We start from the raw sequence: 14,109 nt of genomic DNA on the forward strand, positions 1-14,109 counted from the left end.
GATTAGGCCTCCGGAGCGATGTGGATCCGGCGGCGGCGGAGCACCATGGATTCATGAGCACCGCAACCTTCACCCCGATTCAGGGCGGCCGCCCGAGCGGCGCCACCGCCGTCTCCGACTCCACGCCCCGCCACCGCCTCGGCAGCATGCTGCACGCCGCGAAGGTGTTCGCGGCGGCCGCCGTGAGCGTCGTCGTGCTGGGTGAGTACGCCGAGGACGCGGGCGTCATACGCCGCTGAGGCGCCGCCCTGCGCTCCCGCCCTGCGCTCCCGCCCTGTGGCCCCGCCCCCCGGCCGTGCCCGGGCCCGCGGCCTCGGCGCGGTGTCAGGCGTCGACCGCCTGGTAGACCGTGGTCCAGAAGTCGTGGATGAGCTGAGCCGGAGCCGCAGTGGTCAGTCCGACCTGCGTGAGCAGGACGCCCGTGAGCCCGTTCTCCGGGTCGGCGTACGCCGAGGTGCCGGTTCCGCCGTCCCAGCCGAACTGGCCGACGGGCGCGTAGTCGCCGCGGTAGGTGCGCACCGCCATCCCGAAGCCCCAGCCGCCCTGCTGCCCCTGCCCGAAGGACACGTGGACGGCGCCGCGGGCCAGGGCCGACCGGGTGGCCTCCTGCTCGGGGGTGAGCCGGTTGGTGGTCATCAGCTCGACGGCGGGCCGGGACAGGATCCGCTCGGCTGCGTGGGTGCCGTGGTTCAGCAGCATCCGGAAGTAGGCGTGGTAGTCGTCCACGGTGGAGACCAGCCCGCCGCCGCCCGCCTGGAAGGCGGGAGGCGCGCTGTACTGCCCGCCCTTCGCCTCGTCCCACACGGTGAACTCCCCGGTCTGCGGGTCGGGGGCGTAGCTGGGAGGCAGCCGGTCGATCTTGTCGGCGGGCACGTGGAAGGCGGTGTCCTTCATCCCGAGCGGGTCGAGGACGCGCTCGCGCAGGAACGTCTCGAAGGGCTTGCCCGTGACGCGTGAGACGAGCACGCCGAGGACGTCGTGGCTGAGGTGGTACTGCCAGTGCTCGCCGGGCTGGCGCATCAGCGGCAGCGTGCCGAGGCGGCGCATCCACTCGTCCTGCTCGGGCAGCGGCACGGCGCCCTGGCTGAAGACGCCTCCCTCGAAGATCGCGTTCATGATCGGGGAGCCCAGTGCCGTCAGGTCGATGCCGAGGCCGAAGGTGGAGGTCAGCAGGTCCCGTACGGTGATCGGGCGCCGCGCGGGCTCGGTGTCGTCCACGGGGCCGTCGATCCGCTTGAGCACCTGACGGCCGGCGAGTTCGGGCAGCCACTGGTCCACCGGGTCGTCCAGCCGCAGCGCGCAGTCGTCGAGCAGGGCCATCGACGCCGCCATGGTGACCGGCTTCGAGGTGGACGCCATCCGGAAGATCGTGTCCCGGCCCATCGGCGCGCCGCCGTCGTGGCGCATCGTCCCGACCGCCTCGACGTACGTCTCCTCGCCGCAGCCGATCAGGGCGACCACTCCGGGGATCTTCCCCGAGTCGACGTGCCGCGTCAGCACGTCGCGCACCTTGCGCAGCCCTGCTCCGGAGAAGCCGCCGTTGCTCTTGCCCATGATGAATCTCCCCGTGGTCTGTGTTCGAGAACTGCTGAACGACTCCGAAGCTACATTGCGTTCACTGATCAGTCAACGAACATTGAGGGGCCTATTCCCTGTAATTCTGAGCAAATACTGGCTCTCGTTGCAATGAATATGACGCTGAATGCAATGGGCGGTCTGGATGCGCGTTGCAATGAGCTGTGAGTGAACGCCTAGATCCACTAGGGTCACGCGCGTGACCTTGAGCCCCGCCCCCAGCCGCTCGCCGGCGTCCCTCGCCGGTGTGCTGGTGACGGGCTCGCTGCTCGTGCTGGGCGTGCTCTGCATCGCCCTGCGCGTCCCGGTGGCCGATGACCTCGTCGAGGACTTCTCGGCCGCCGAGTGGCGCCCGCCCGCCGGCTATCCGCCGTTCGCGGCGATCCTGTTCACGCCCGCCGCCTGGCTGCCGACCGGGTTGTTGAAGGCCGTGCTCGTCCTCGGCAACGCCGGACTGCTCGCCCTGCTGATCGCCCTGTCCTGCCGCCTCGCGGGGCTGCCGGCCAGGACCGGCCCCGTCCTGGCCGCCACCATCGCCGGACTGTGGCTGGAGCCGATCTTCCAGGCCCCGCTCCCCGGCCAGATCAACCTCGCCCTGGCCTGCCTGGTCGTGTGGGACCTCGCCCGCCCCGGCGCCGCGCTCGGCAAGGGCTTCGCGCTGGGCATCGCCGCCGGGATCACCCTGACCCCGGCGGTCCTCGTCCCGTACCTGCTGGCCACCCGCCGGGTGCGGGCCGGGCTGACGGCGCTGGCCGCCCTCGCCGCCACCGCCCTGCTCGGGCGGCTGGTCCTGCCCGAGGAGTCCGCCGCGTTCTGGTCCCGGCACCTGGCCACCACCGGCCGCGCCCTCGTGCTGGACGGGCCGGGCCTGTGGGTCTGGTGCGTCCCGCTGCTCGCGGTGCTCGTCGCGCGGGTCCGCACCGCCCACGGCCGGTCGGTCAGTCGTTCGCCAGCAGCTCGTCGGCGTCCATGATCCGGTAGGCGTACCCCTGCTCGGCGAGGAACCGCTGGCGGTGCGCGGCGAAGTCCTGGTCGATCGTGTCCCGCGCGACGACCGAGTAGAACCGCGCCTCGTGGCCGTCCGCCTTCGGGCGCAGGACGCGGCCCAGGCGCTGCGCCTCCTCCTGGCGCGAACCGAAGGTGCCCGACACCTGGATGGCGACCGTGGCCTCCGGCAGGTCGATGGAGAAGTTCGCGACCTTCGAGACGACCAGCACGCTGATCTCGCCCTGGCGGAAGGCGTCGAAGAGCTTCTCGCGCTGCGCGTTGGACGTCTCGCCCTTGATGACGGGCGCGTCCAGGTGCTCGCCGAGCTCGTCGAGCTGGTCGATGTACTGCCCGATGACGAGGGTCTGCTCGCCCCGGTGCTTGCGCACCAGCGCCTCGGTGACCTTCCGCTTCGTCGCCGTCGTCGCGCAGAAGCGGTACTTCTCCTCCGTCTCGGCAGTCGCGTACGCCAGCCGCTCGGACTCGGTCAGGTTGACCCGGACCTCCACGCAGTCGGCGGGCGCGATGTAGCCCTGCGCCTCGATCTCCTTCCACGGGGCGTCGAACCGCTTCGGCCCGATCAGCGAGAAGACGTCCGACTCGCGCCCGTCCTCGCGCACCAGCGTCGCCGTCAGGCCGAGCCGGCGCCGCGCCTGGAGGTCGGCGGTGAACTTGAAGACCGGCGCGGGCAGCAGGTGCACCTCGTCGTAGACGATCAGGCCCCAGTCCCGGGAGTCGAAGAGCTCCAGGTGCGGGTAGACACCCTTCCGCTTCGTCGTCAGCACCTGGTAGGTGGCGATCGTGACCGGCCGGATCTCCTTGCGGGTGCCGGAGTACTCGCCGATCTCCTCCTCCGTCAACGACGTCCGCTTCACCAGCTCGTGCTTCCACTGGCGGGCCGAGACGGTGTTCGTGACCAGGATCAGCGTGGTCGCCTTCGCCTTCGCCATCGCGCCCGCGCCGACCAGCGTCTTGCCGGCGCCGCAGGGCAGTACGACCACGCCGGAGCCGCCGTGCCAGAAGCCCTCGACGGCCTGCTGCTGGTACGGGCGCAGCGCCCAGCCGTCCTCGGCCAGGTCGATCGCGTGCGCCTCGCCGTCGACGTAGCCGGCCAGGTCCTCGGCCGGCCAGCCCAGCTTGAGCAGCGTCTGCTTGATCTGCCCGCGCTCGGAGGGGTGCACGGCCACGGTGTCGGGGTCGAGCCGGGCCCCGACCAGCGGGGTGATCTTCTTCGACCGCAGGATCTCCTCCAGCACCGGCCGGTCGGTGCTGGTCAGCACCAGGCCGTGCACGGGGTGCTTGGAGAGGGTGAGGCGGCCGTAGCGGGCCATGGTCTCGGCGACGTCGACGAGCAGCGCGTGCGGCACGGGGTAGCGGGAGTACTCCACGAGCGCGTCGACGACCTGCTCGGCGTCGTGTCCGGCGGCCCGGGCGTTCCACAGCCCGAGCGGGGTGATCCGGTAGGTGTGGATGTGCTCGGGTGCCCGCTCCAGCTCGGCGAACGGAGCGATGGCGCGGCGCGCGGCTCCGGCGAGCTCGTGGTCGACCTCGAGCAGGAGGGTCTTGTCGCTCTGGACGATTAGTGGACCATTCACGCGCGGCGCCCCGTTTCACTCAGGTCAAACCTCCAGTGTGCCGTACGGGGCCGGGGCTGGGAACACGGCGCCCGGCGGGCCGGCCGCCCGGACCCGCCGCATCGCCCCGGGGCGAGCCGCGCCGGGGCCGAACGGGTCGAGGACGGCACCCCACGACGTTGCGGACGGATGATCGTGAAAGCACCGTCATAGGGTGGCCGTCGCTCAGGCGACCAGGGGGGACCGGACGCTCCTGACGAACGGACGCTCATGACGCAGACACGGTTCGACCGCTCGCTCCTCTTCGACTCCTCGCCCCCCGCCTCCACCGTCGTCCACGACGTCGGCCTGCTCGTGCTCCGGCTCGTCGTCGGCCTCACGATGGCCGGCCACGGCACGATGAAGCTCTTCGGCTGGTTCGGCGGCCCCGGCCTCACCGCGACCGGCAAGGGCTTCTCCATGGCCGGCTATCCCGCCGGGGACGCCATGGCCGTCATCGCCGGCCTCTCCGAGACCCTCGGCGGCCTCGGTCTCGCCCTCGGCCTGCTCACCCCGCTCGCCGGCGCGGCCCTCACCGGCGTCTTCATCAACATCCTCGACGTCCGCGGCCTCGACGCCTACTTCCCGCCCAAGGGCGTGGAACTCGAAGTGGTGCTCTTCGCCGCGGTCATCGCCCTCACGCTCACCGGGCCCGGCCGCTACGCCGCCGACCACTACCTCCCGGTGTTGCGCGAATCACGGCCCCGCTACTGCCTGCTCGCACTGCTGGTCGGTGCCGTCGTGGGCTTCATCGTCCTGCTCATCCGGGACTGACGGCACGGCAGGGCACGGCACGGCAGGGCACGGCACGGCAGCGCACGGCAGGGCGGGCGCGCTCAGGCGCCCAGGTGCTCCAGCGGCCCCGACGGGTAGGGCGTCTCCACCGGCAGCAGCGCGCGGGCCGCGTCCTCGGCGCCCTCCGCGCCCGACCGGAGCAGGCCGTGGACCTCGCGGACCAGCGGGGTCACATCGCGGATGGAGACCGTCCACTCGTCGGCGTACGCCCGCGACGCCGGACCGGACAGGCCCAGCTGGAGCGAGCGGTAGGGCAGCGGGCCCAGGCGCAGGCTGCGCTCCGGGTCCCACTGCACGCGGGCGGGCGCCCGGCGCAGCGACTCCTGCCAGGCCGCCCGGTCGGCGTGCACGCCCGCCTCGTAGTGCGACAGGCAGGCCTCGCGCAGTGCCCGGTCGAAGCCCTCGCGGGTGATCTCGACCGCGAGCACCGTCTCCTGGTCGGCCTTGGTGGCCCAGCCGCAGCGGTACATCATCCACAGGAACGACGGCTTGATCCACGTCATCCGCTCGCGCTTCCAGGCGGGCGGGAAGCGGTTGTCGCGGGCCGCCGGGACCCCGAGGTGGGGCGCGTAGGCCTGGTAGACGGTGACGGTGGTGTCGGTGTGGGCGGCGCGGATCTGGCGGTGCGGTACGGCGTGCATGGCCTCAGGGTGTCCGGCGCCGGGGCCACGCCGCCAGCCGTTTTCCCTGCGGGTGCCGCGCCGTTGCGGGGGCGCTGCCCCCGGACCCCCGCGCCTCAAACGCCGGCGGGGCTGGAAGAGCGGGGGCGCTGCCCCCGGGCCCCCGCGCCCCGATCGCCGGCGGGGCCGGAGGGGGCGGGGCCGGCTGTGCGGCGGGTGGGTCAGAGGTGGTCGTCCGCCAGTTCTGCCACGCCCGTGACGCGGTGGAGGGCGTAGGTGCGGACCTCGTCCGCCGTGTGGTCGTAGCCGGTGACGAAGCCGCCCTCGACGCGCACCGGGGCGATGACCCGCTGGCTCGCCGCGCCGTCCGCGTTCACGTAGCCGATCCACACCGCCGACCCGGTCAGTGCCGCCGCCTGGACCGTCGCCAGGGTTTCCGCCGCGCTCGTGCGCGGGAGTTCGCCCGGTACCGCGGACGCCGGCCCCGGCTCCTTGCGGACCGCCGTCGCCGCCATGTCGCCCGCGCGGATCGCCCGTACGGCCGCCCCCAGCAGCGTCGCGTCCGGCACCGGCGGACCGTCCGGCACCGGTACGGGGGCCGAGCGGGCCGGGGTGCGGTGGGCGTCGGCCCGTGCCACCAGCACGTCGCCGGTGCCCGACTCCGCGGCCGGCGCGTACCCCATCGCCCGCAACCCCTCCAGCAGCGCGGTCGGTTCGGCCCGCGCGGCCAGCACCGTCGGCGCCAGCCGGCGCAGGCCCAGCGCCGCCGAGCGCTTGTCCGCCAGGATCTCGCCCAGCATCGCGTCGTCGTCGCACCGCAGGTACGAGGAGGCCGCGCCGACCCGCAGGTGCCCGTGCCGGCGGGCCACGTCGTCGATCAGGTACGCCAGCGGCTGCGGCACCGGCGTACGGCTGTGCTCCTTGAGGAAGGCGTGCAGATCGGCGGCGGCATGCCCGGCGTCCAGCGCCCGCCGCACCGACCCCGGTGTGAAGCGGTACACCGTCGCCCCGCCCTTGGACTCCACGTCCGCGAGCACGGCGAGGGTGTCCCCGAGCGGCCGGCGCAGCGGTCCCGGCGCCACCGCCGTCAGGTCGGCCTGGAGCAGCACGTGGTCCACCGGCTCCGGCAGCAGCGGCGCCAGCAGCGGCGCCGGGTCCCGGTGCTCCAGCAGGGCCCGGCCGGGCCCCGACAGGGCGCCCCGGCCGGTCACGCCGAGGACCTCCGCCTCGGTCAGCGCCCAGCCCGCGAGCCGGGCCCGCAGGTCGCTCGTCGTGCGCACGGGCCGCTCCCACGCGAGCCGCGCCAGCACCGCCTCCGTGTCGGGCGAGCCGCCTTCCGGCAGGTCCGCGAGGAGTTCCAGGACCCGCCGGCGCACCTCGGGCGCGGCGGAGCGGTCCAGTTCGGGGCCGAGCACCGACAGCGTGCGCCCCTTCGCGTCCTGCTCGCCGACCAGGCCGGCCGTACGGGTCGCCGGCAGCCAGGCGGCGACCAGCGCCGACCACCGTTCGGCGGGCGGCAGTTCGCGCCAGTCGTCGAAGGCCGGGGTGGGCGCGTACCGCTCGTCGGCCTCCCCGTCGCTGGCCAGCAGCCCCGCCGCGTAGGCGAGTTCGATCCAGAACGCCGTCGACGCCTCGGTGGCGTCCAGGACGGCCGCGGCCCGCTTCAGGTCCCGTACGGACAGCCCGCCCGCCCGCAGCACCGGCGGACCGGTGTGCTCCCAGGACTTCACCAGCTCCTCGACGGTGGCCAGCGCGGCCAGCGCCTGACCGGCGGCGTTCGCGTCCACAAGCTGTGGACGGTGCTCGCGGTGCACGGTCACCGGCGGAGCCACCGGCGAGGTGTCCCTGTGGGCGAGGCCGCCGCGCAGGTGCAGCGCCACCTCCCGCGGCAGGACCACGGTCCGCGCCGTCGCGGGCAGCAGCAGCCCCCGGTCGCGCAGCCAGCGCACCGGCGGCGCCGGGTTCGGGGTCACCTCCCCGTACGGCGGCCCCCACACCAGCCGCCCCAGCACCTGGTGCGCCTCGGCCGGGGCCTCGTCCAGCAGCGCCGACATCCGCTCCGGGTCGGTGAACAGCGCGGTCAGCGCCGTGACCGCGGAGACCGGATCGTGCGTGGCGGGCAGCCCGGCCGCCGCCACGATCTCCTGCACCCGCGTCGGCGACATCCCGGCCGTGGCCTCGGCGACGGTCGGCCCGAGCCCGGTCGGCGACGGCCGCTGCGCGGACGGCGCGAGGAGCTCGCGGGCGGTGCGCACCAGACGCAGCCGGTCCTCGTCGCCCCACACCAACGCCTGGTCGCGCAGCGTGCCCAGGGCGCCGGGGAGCGCGGCACGGGCCCGCTCGTCCTCGCCGCCGGTCAGCAGCCCCTCCAGCACCGGGTACGGGCACGGGTCCGGGGCCACGGCGAGGGCCTCGGCCGTCTGCAGCGTGAACCGGTCCAGGCGCTCCAGCGCCCGCACCACCGAGGCCCGGGTCCCGGCGCGCGTGGCGAGCTGGGTCACGTCGCCCGGCACCGGGTTCAGCAGGTCGGGGCGGGAGTGCAGCAGGGCGGAGAGCGCGGCGTCGTCGCGGGCGCGCAGCGCCTCGGCGAGGGAACGCGGGGAGCTCGCCCCGGTCCCGCTCTCCGGAGCTCCCGCAGCAGTGCTTGGCTCGGGCACAGTCGCCTCCCGGTCGCGTCGGCCGGTCGTATCGGCCGGTCCCCATCCGGCCAACGGTATCCGCTGCGCCCGGGGCGGCTCCACGGGCGCACGCGCTACCTTCGGGAGAGGCGGTACGGGAGGAGCCTGGGCGTGGGGATCGAAAGCGACCACCTGGTCTACGAATATCTGAGCGCCGTCGGGGACTTGGCGCAACGCCGCCACCTCTCCTCCGGCGACCGGATGAGGCTCGTGGCGGGCCTGCGGGACGAGATCGACCGTCGGCGCGCCAAGTACGACCCGGAGACCCCGGCGGCCGTCCGCCGCATCCTGGACCGGATCGGCACGCCCGAGGAGGTCCTGGACACCCTCGGCTCCCGGCAGGGCGCGGCCCCCGCCGCCGCCCCCGCCGAACCGGCCCCATCGGTGCCCTCCCAACGGGCCCCCGGCCGCCTGCGCCTGCCCGGGGTGCCCCCGCCGCGGCCGACGCTGGCACGGGAGCCCGAAGCGGAGAACGTACCGCCGCACCTCGCCGGGTTGGACGAACTCGGCCCGTCCGGAGGCGCCGAGCCCGACTGGTGGCGGATGACGCCCGGCACCTACGGACGCGGCCCGCAGGTCGACGGCTTCGCGGGCGGCATCGAGATCCCGGACCTGTTCAAGGAAGGGCCGGAGGAGGACGCGGAGGAGGAGGACGGGGCCCCGCCCGGTCCGCCGGACTCGCGCACGCGGACCCTCGTACGGTTCCTGCGCGAGCGGCGGCGCGCGAAGGCGGAGGCCGCCGAGGAGGCCGGGGCGCAGCCGGAGGCCGCAGCCGCCCCGGCCCGCCCGCGCCCCAACGCCTTCCTGCTGCTGGCCGCGGCGGTCCTCGTCGTCGGTGTCGTCAGCGGCCACTGGCTGCTGCTCGTCATCGGCTGGCTCCTGCCGTACGCCTCCCGGGTGCTGCGGCCCGCCGAACGCAAGTGGGCCGTCTTCGGGCCGCCCGGCGTGGTCCTCGCGGGCGCCGCGGTGTGGCTGTGGGGCCGCACCAACGGCAAGTGGGGCGAGACCCTGGCCGACGACCAGGTCGGCGGTGCGGTCCAGGGGATGTGGCCGTGGCTGCTGCGGGGCGCCGCGCTGGCGTCCGTGCTGTACCTGGTGTGGCGCGCCCGCCGGCGCTGAGCCCGTCACCGAGGAGCGTCCCGGCAGCGCGCCACCGGTCAGCCGCCGGGGATGCTCCGCTGCTCCTTCTCCATCGGCTGTGCCTCGGCGGCCCTGACCAGGTCGAGGAATGCGGGCGACTTGGCCACTTCCAGCAGCTGGGCGGGGGTGACGGGCGCCGACGTGTTCGACGCCTCGTGCGGGAACACCGACAGCCTGACGTTGCACTTCCCGTAGCGGAAGGAGACCTCCGTCTCGGTGGCCGTGCCGGTCGGGATCGTCGAGGCGTGGGCCTCGATGCCGCCGGGCAGTACGGCCTTCGCGCAGACGCGGCCCCGGACCTCCTGGCAGGGCTGGGGCTTCTCGCCCGACGGCCGCACCGAGAAGACCACCGGGAACGCCGTGCCGTCCTTGGTGGCCTGGAAGAAGTTCACCCTCAGGTCCGTGCGCTGCACGGTGCCCACCGTCGGGGGCAGCAGGCTCTGGAGCACGCCGACGGCCTGGTTCTGGAAGTTCTCCTGCCGGGCCCGTTCGGCGGGCGGCAGGTCGGCCATCGACGATTCGCCCGGCGTCGGCTCGATGTGGAGCGGTTGCGGCGGAGCCGTCGGCGACGGCGGCGCGGCCACCACGACCTCGACCGGGCGCTGCCCGCCACCGCCCGGCAGCAGCGAGGCCGTGACCGCGCCGAGCGTCGCGACGGCCAGCACCCCGGCGCCGATCGCCACCCGTACGCGCGCCTTGCGGCGGCGGCCCTCCGCGCGGGCCGGGCCCGCCAGGTCCATCAGCGCGGGCAGTTCCGCGGTCGCCCGGTCCATCGCCTCGCGCACCAGCAGAGCGGTACGGGCGTCGGCAGTGTCCTCATTGGTACCCATGACGTCTCCTCAGCTCTCGGTGGCGTAGTCGGTGGCGTAGACGTGGGCGTCGCCCAGCCGCACGCGCAGCTTCGCCAGCGCGCGCGAGCACTGGCTCTTGACCGTTCCCTCGCTGCACCGCAGCAGTTCCGCGACCGTCTCGACGCTCAGGTCCTCCCAGTAGCGCAGGACGACCATCGCGCGGGCCCGCGGCGGCAGCTCGGCCAGCGCGGCGAGCAGCGTGACCCGCAGGTCGGCGTGGTGCGGGGCCGGCGGCGGGTCGGCCCGCCGGTGGGCCAGCAGGTCCCGCAGCCGGCGGCGCCGCTCGGCGAGGAAGGTGCGGGTCAGCACGGTCCTGGCGTACGCCTGCGGGTGGTCGGCGGCGGCCACCCGCCGCCAGTGCTGGAACAGCTTGGCGAGCGTCGTCTGGGTCAGATCACGGGCGCCGTCGGCGTTCCCGCACAGCAGGTACGCGGTCCGGTACAGCCCCCGCTGGGCGGTCCGGGCGAAGGTCTCGAAGTCGAGGCCGCCGGTCGCCGCGTCGCGCTCGGCCGCCGGGCCGGGGCCGTGCTGCCCCCGGCCGTACCCCTGCCCGTGTCCGGGCCCGTGCCCCTGCCCGTACTCGGGCCCGAAGTCCCGCGCTGCGTTGTGTTCGGCGCCTGGTGGCATCCGCCCTCCCTCTCACATCGTGTCCGTCACCCCCGTCCTGAGCGCCGCCGCGCCGAAAAGGTTGAACACGAGTTCCGGGAAGGTTCGCCGCACCGTTCACGGCCGTCCGCCCGCCTCGGCACAATGGGCGGTATGAACCTCACCGTCGGCTTCGACCTCGACATGACCCTCATCGACTCCCGCCCGGGCATCCGGGCCGCCTACCGGGCGCTGTCGGCCGAGACGGGCACGTACATCGACGCCGACGCGGCGGTCACCCGCCTGGGCCCCCCGCTGGACGAGGAGCTCGCGCACTGGTTCCCGCAGGCCGAGATCCCGGCCATGGCGGACCGCTACCGGGAGATCTACCCCGGCCACGCCATCGAGCCGACCCCCGCGATGCCCGGCGCCCGCGAGGCGGTCGCCGCCGTCCAGGCCATGGGCGGCCGCGCGATCGTCGTCACCGCCAAGCACGAGCCCAACGCCCGCCTGCACCTGAAGCACCTCGGCATCGAGCCGGACGCGGTCATCGGCTGGCTGTGGGCGGAGGCCAAGGCGGGCGCGCTGCGCGAGCACGGCGCGCAGGTCTACGTCGGCGACCACGTCGGCGACGTACGCGGCGCCCGCACGGCCGGCGCGCTGTCCGTGGCCGTGCCGACCGGCCCGTGCCCGGAGCCGGAACTGCGCGCGGCGGGCGCGGACGTGATCCTGCCGGACCTCACCGCCCTGCCCGAATGGCTCACGCAGTACGTCGCCGCACAGCCCGTCTAGCCACGGCCTAGGACTGGGAGGCCCGCGCCGCCTTGCGCTGGGCGGCCGCCGAGCGCAGCACGCCCGCGGCGGAGATCGCGAAGCCGACGCCCATCAGCATGCAGACGGCCCACGCGTACGACGGGAACGGGTCCACGTCGAGGAACAGCGGGGCCATCGTGGCCAGAGTGGCCACGGCCCCGGCGATGAACACGATGCCGCCGGCCTTGACCAGTCCGTCGCCGGGCCGCGCTTCGTCTGAATGAGGAGTAACAGTCACCCCACCAGGGTAGTTCCCTGGCCGAAGCAGCCGACCGTGAAGGACCGGGGAACGTCTTGTCACCCGGCCCCCGACCATTAGCCTTGAGGTGGCGGGTCACACATGGCCCGCTGCGCTGTTGTCCGGAGCCGTTCGCGGCCCTCCGGACCCCGACGAGCACAAGGACAGAGGACGGACGTGCCTACCGGCAAGGTCAAGTGGTTCAACAGTGAGAAGGGCTTCGGCTTTCTCTCCCGCGACGACGGCGGTGACGTCTTCGTCCACTCGTCGGTGCTCCCTGCCGGGGTCGATGCCCTCAAGCCCGGTCAGCGAGTCGAGTTCGGCGTCGTCGCCGGACAACGCGGTGACCAGGCACTTTCGGTGACCGTCCTGGACCCGGCGCCCTCCGTCGCGGCTGCCCAGCGCCGCAAGCCCGACGAGCTCGCCTCGATCGTGCAGGACCTCACGACCCTGCTGGAGAACATCACCCCGATGCTCGAGCGCGGCCGCTACCCCGACAAGGTGCACGGCACGAAGATCGCCGGACTGCTGCGCGCGGTGGCCGACCAGCTCGACGTCTGACCCGCGTACGCACGCCTGCGCCCCGTCCCTCGCACGAGGGGCGGGGCGCAGCCGCGCGCGGCGCGAAGACCCCTACGGGAAGGTGAGCGCGCCCGGCGCGATGGCCGGTACCAGTCCCTCGGCCGCCGCCCGCGTCAGCAGCCCGCGCACCGCCGCGTAGCCGGAGTCGCCCAGGTCCGCCGTGAACTCGTTGACGTACAGCCCGATGTGCTGGTCGGCCACGGCCGGGTCCAGCTCCTGCGCGTGCGCGCGGACGTACGGGCGGGAGGCCTGCGGGTCGTCCCAGGCCATCCGGACCGAGGCGCGCGCCGACGCGGCCAGCGCGCGCAGCCGCTCCGCGCCCAGCGACCGCTTGGCGATGATCGCGCCGAGCGGGATCGGCAGGCCGGTCGTGGACTCCCAGTGCTCGCCCATGTCGGCCAGGCAGTGCAGCCCGTACTCCTGATAGGTGAACCGGGCCTCGTGGATGACCAGTCCGGCGTCCACCCGGCCGTCGCGGACCGCCGGCATGATCTCGTGGAACGGCAGGACGACCACCTTGCCGACGCCCTCCGGCAGCACGTCGGCCGCCCACAGCCGGAACAGCAGGTAGGCGGTGGAGCGCTCGCTCGGCACCGCGACCGTCCTGCCCGCCAGGTCCAGACCCGGCTCGCGGGTCAGCACCAGCGGGCCGCAGCCGCGCCCGAGGGCACCGCCGCACGGCAGCAGCGCGTACTCCTCCAGCACCCACGGCAGCACCGCGTACGACACCTTCAGCACGTCCAGCTCACCGCGCTCGGCCATGCCGTTGGTGATGTCGATGTCCGCGAAGGTGACGTCCAGGGCCGGCGCGCCCGGCACCCGGCCGTGCGCCCACGCGTCGAAGACGAACGTGTCGTTCGGGCAGGGCGAATAGGCGATCTTCAGCGGTTCAGCTTCGACCACGGTGTTGCTCATGGCGTTCTCCCCAGTTCGCGAGTACGGGCCCCAGTACGCGGAAGCCCTCGGCGAGCGCCGCCAGCGCGTCCCCGATCCGCCAGGCGGCACGGTCGCGCGGCCCCACGGCGTTGGACACGGCGCGGATCTCCAGTACGGGCAGCCCGTGCGCGGCGGCGGCCTCCGCGACCCCGAAGCCCTCCATGGCCTCGGCCCCGGCCATCGGATGCCGGGCCGCGAGAGCGGCCGCCCCGTCGGCGGTCCCGGTCACGGTGGAGACGGTCAGCACGGGCGCCAGCAGCGCCCCGGTCGCCTCGGCGGCCCGGGCGGCCAGCTCGGCGGGCGGCAGGTGCACACTGCGCCCGAAGCCCAGCGACGCCACGTCGACGAACCCGTCGGGGGTCTGCGCCCCCAGGTCTGCCGCGACGATCGCATCGGCGACCACGAGGGAACCGACCGGTGCGGCGGGCGCGAACCCGCCGCCGATGCCGGCGCTGACGACGAGCCCGTATTCGGCGAGGGCCAGCGCCGTGGCGGTGCCCGCGGCGGCCGCCGCCGGACCGACGCCGCCGACGAGCACGTCGAAGGCGATGCCCGGCAGGTCCCGGCGGGTGATGGGGTAACTGCCGGGAAGTGTGCGCGGCTCAGGGCCGGGACTGTCCGGATGAGGGGTCAGACCGGTGAGGACGGAGTCCGACTCCGCCCCCACCGCCGTCACGACGAGCGCGCGCACCGGTG

At 74.3% G+C, this 14,109-nt stretch carries 15 protein-coding genes; 6 read left to right on the plus strand and 9 right to left on the minus strand.

What is annotated here, in order from left to right:
- Window positions 1-53 precede the first annotated feature (53 nt).
- A complete protein-coding gene (locus OHA91_RS21060; protein WP_031158209.1) occupies window positions 54-239 on the plus strand; it encodes a hypothetical protein in 186 nt (61 codons plus the stop codon).
- A gap of 85 nt (window positions 240-324) precedes the next feature.
- Here OHA91_RS21060 and OHA91_RS21065 read toward each other — a convergent pair whose 3' ends face one another.
- Window positions 325-1,554, minus strand: a complete 1,230-nt coding sequence (locus tag OHA91_RS21065; RefSeq protein WP_328739745.1) for a serine hydrolase domain-containing protein — start codon at window positions 1,552-1,554, stop codon at window positions 325-327.
- Between the two features lie 220 nt (window positions 1,555-1,774).
- On the opposite strand from OHA91_RS21065, the gene OHA91_RS21070 reads away from it, so the two are divergent.
- Entirely contained in the window at window positions 1,775-2,548 is a 774-nt protein-coding gene (locus OHA91_RS21070) for a glycosyltransferase 87 family protein (RefSeq protein WP_266500205.1), read from the plus strand.
- Here the strand turns inward: OHA91_RS21070 and OHA91_RS21075 are convergent.
- The gene (locus OHA91_RS21075; protein ID WP_031158216.1) at window positions 2,514-4,157 is read right to left on the minus strand and encodes a DNA repair helicase XPB; all 1,644 of its coding nucleotides are present in this window, start codon (window positions 4,155-4,157) and stop codon (window positions 2,514-2,516) included. The genes OHA91_RS21070 and OHA91_RS21075 overlap by 35 nt on opposite strands.
- Before the next feature lie 249 nt (window positions 4,158-4,406).
- Here OHA91_RS21075 and OHA91_RS21080 point away from each other — a divergent pair, with 249 nt between their 5' ends.
- Window positions 4,407-4,949 (plus strand): DoxX family protein, encoded by a 543-nt coding sequence (locus OHA91_RS21080; protein WP_328739746.1) that lies wholly within the window; start codon window positions 4,407-4,409, stop codon window positions 4,947-4,949.
- Between the two features lie 62 nt (window positions 4,950-5,011).
- Here the strand turns inward: OHA91_RS21080 and OHA91_RS21085 are convergent, their stop codons facing one another.
- Together OHA91_RS21085 and OHA91_RS21090 are read right to left on the minus strand one after the other, a co-directional pair.
- Window positions 5,012-5,611: a DUF4291 domain-containing protein gene (locus OHA91_RS21085; RefSeq protein WP_031158220.1), complete on the minus strand. Its 600-nt coding sequence runs from the start codon at window positions 5,609-5,611 to the stop codon at window positions 5,012-5,014.
- Window positions 5,612-5,811: 200 nt separating this feature from the next.
- Window positions 5,812-8,247 (minus strand): helicase C-terminal domain-containing protein, encoded by a 2,436-nt coding sequence (locus OHA91_RS21090; protein WP_037634232.1) that lies wholly within the window; start codon window positions 8,245-8,247, stop codon window positions 5,812-5,814.
- Between the two features lie 132 nt (window positions 8,248-8,379).
- Between OHA91_RS21090 and OHA91_RS21095 the strand changes: the two genes are divergently transcribed.
- Window positions 8,380-9,387 (plus strand): hypothetical protein, encoded by a 1,008-nt coding sequence (locus OHA91_RS21095; protein ID WP_328739747.1) that lies wholly within the window; start codon window positions 8,380-8,382, stop codon window positions 9,385-9,387.
- Window positions 9,388-9,425: 38 nt separating this feature from the next.
- Here OHA91_RS21095 and OHA91_RS21100 read toward each other — a convergent pair whose 3' ends face one another.
- Together OHA91_RS21100 and OHA91_RS21105 are read right to left on the minus strand one after the other, a co-directional pair.
- Window positions 9,426-10,238 (minus strand): hypothetical protein, encoded by an 813-nt coding sequence (locus OHA91_RS21100; protein WP_051893949.1) that lies wholly within the window; start codon window positions 10,236-10,238, stop codon window positions 9,426-9,428.
- Window positions 10,239-10,247: 9 nt separating this feature from the next.
- A complete protein-coding gene (locus tag OHA91_RS21105; RefSeq protein WP_266500211.1) occupies window positions 10,248-10,886 on the minus strand; it encodes a SigE family RNA polymerase sigma factor in 639 nt (212 codons plus the stop codon).
- 123 nt (window positions 10,887-11,009) lie between these two features.
- Here OHA91_RS21105 and OHA91_RS21110 point away from each other — a divergent pair, with 123 nt between their 5' ends.
- Entirely contained in the window at window positions 11,010-11,636 is a 627-nt protein-coding gene (locus OHA91_RS21110; RefSeq protein ID WP_266500213.1) for an HAD family hydrolase, read from the plus strand.
- A gap of 7 nt (window positions 11,637-11,643) precedes the next feature.
- Here the strand turns inward: OHA91_RS21110 and OHA91_RS21115 are convergent, their stop codons facing one another.
- Window positions 11,644-11,895, minus strand: a complete 252-nt coding sequence (locus OHA91_RS21115; protein ID WP_031158234.1) for a hypothetical protein — start codon at window positions 11,893-11,895, stop codon at window positions 11,644-11,646.
- A gap of 177 nt (window positions 11,896-12,072) precedes the next feature.
- On the opposite strand from OHA91_RS21115, the gene OHA91_RS21120 reads away from it, so the two are divergent.
- Window positions 12,073-12,456 carry a cold-shock protein gene (locus tag OHA91_RS21120; RefSeq protein ID WP_030012939.1) on the plus strand — a complete coding sequence of 128 codons (384 nt, stop codon included), beginning with the start codon at window positions 12,073-12,075 and terminating at the stop codon, window positions 12,454-12,456.
- Between the two features lie 72 nt (window positions 12,457-12,528).
- Here OHA91_RS21120 and OHA91_RS21125 read toward each other — a convergent pair whose 3' ends face one another.
- On the minus strand, window positions 12,529-13,392 hold the full coding sequence (locus tag OHA91_RS21125; RefSeq protein WP_031158239.1) for a 1,4-dihydroxy-6-naphthoate synthase: 864 nt from the start codon (window positions 13,390-13,392) through the stop codon (window positions 12,529-12,531).
- Entirely contained in the window at window positions 13,367-14,104 is a 738-nt protein-coding gene (locus tag OHA91_RS21130; protein WP_037634237.1) for a futalosine hydrolase, read from the minus strand. The genes OHA91_RS21125 and OHA91_RS21130 overlap by 26 nt, the downstream gene beginning before the upstream one ends.
- Window positions 14,105-14,109: the final 5 nt, after the last annotated feature.

It is taken from the genome of Streptomyces erythrochromogenes (assembly GCF_036170895.1).
Lineage (GTDB): Bacteria > Actinomycetota > Actinomycetes > Streptomycetales > Streptomycetaceae > Streptomyces > Streptomyces erythrochromogenes.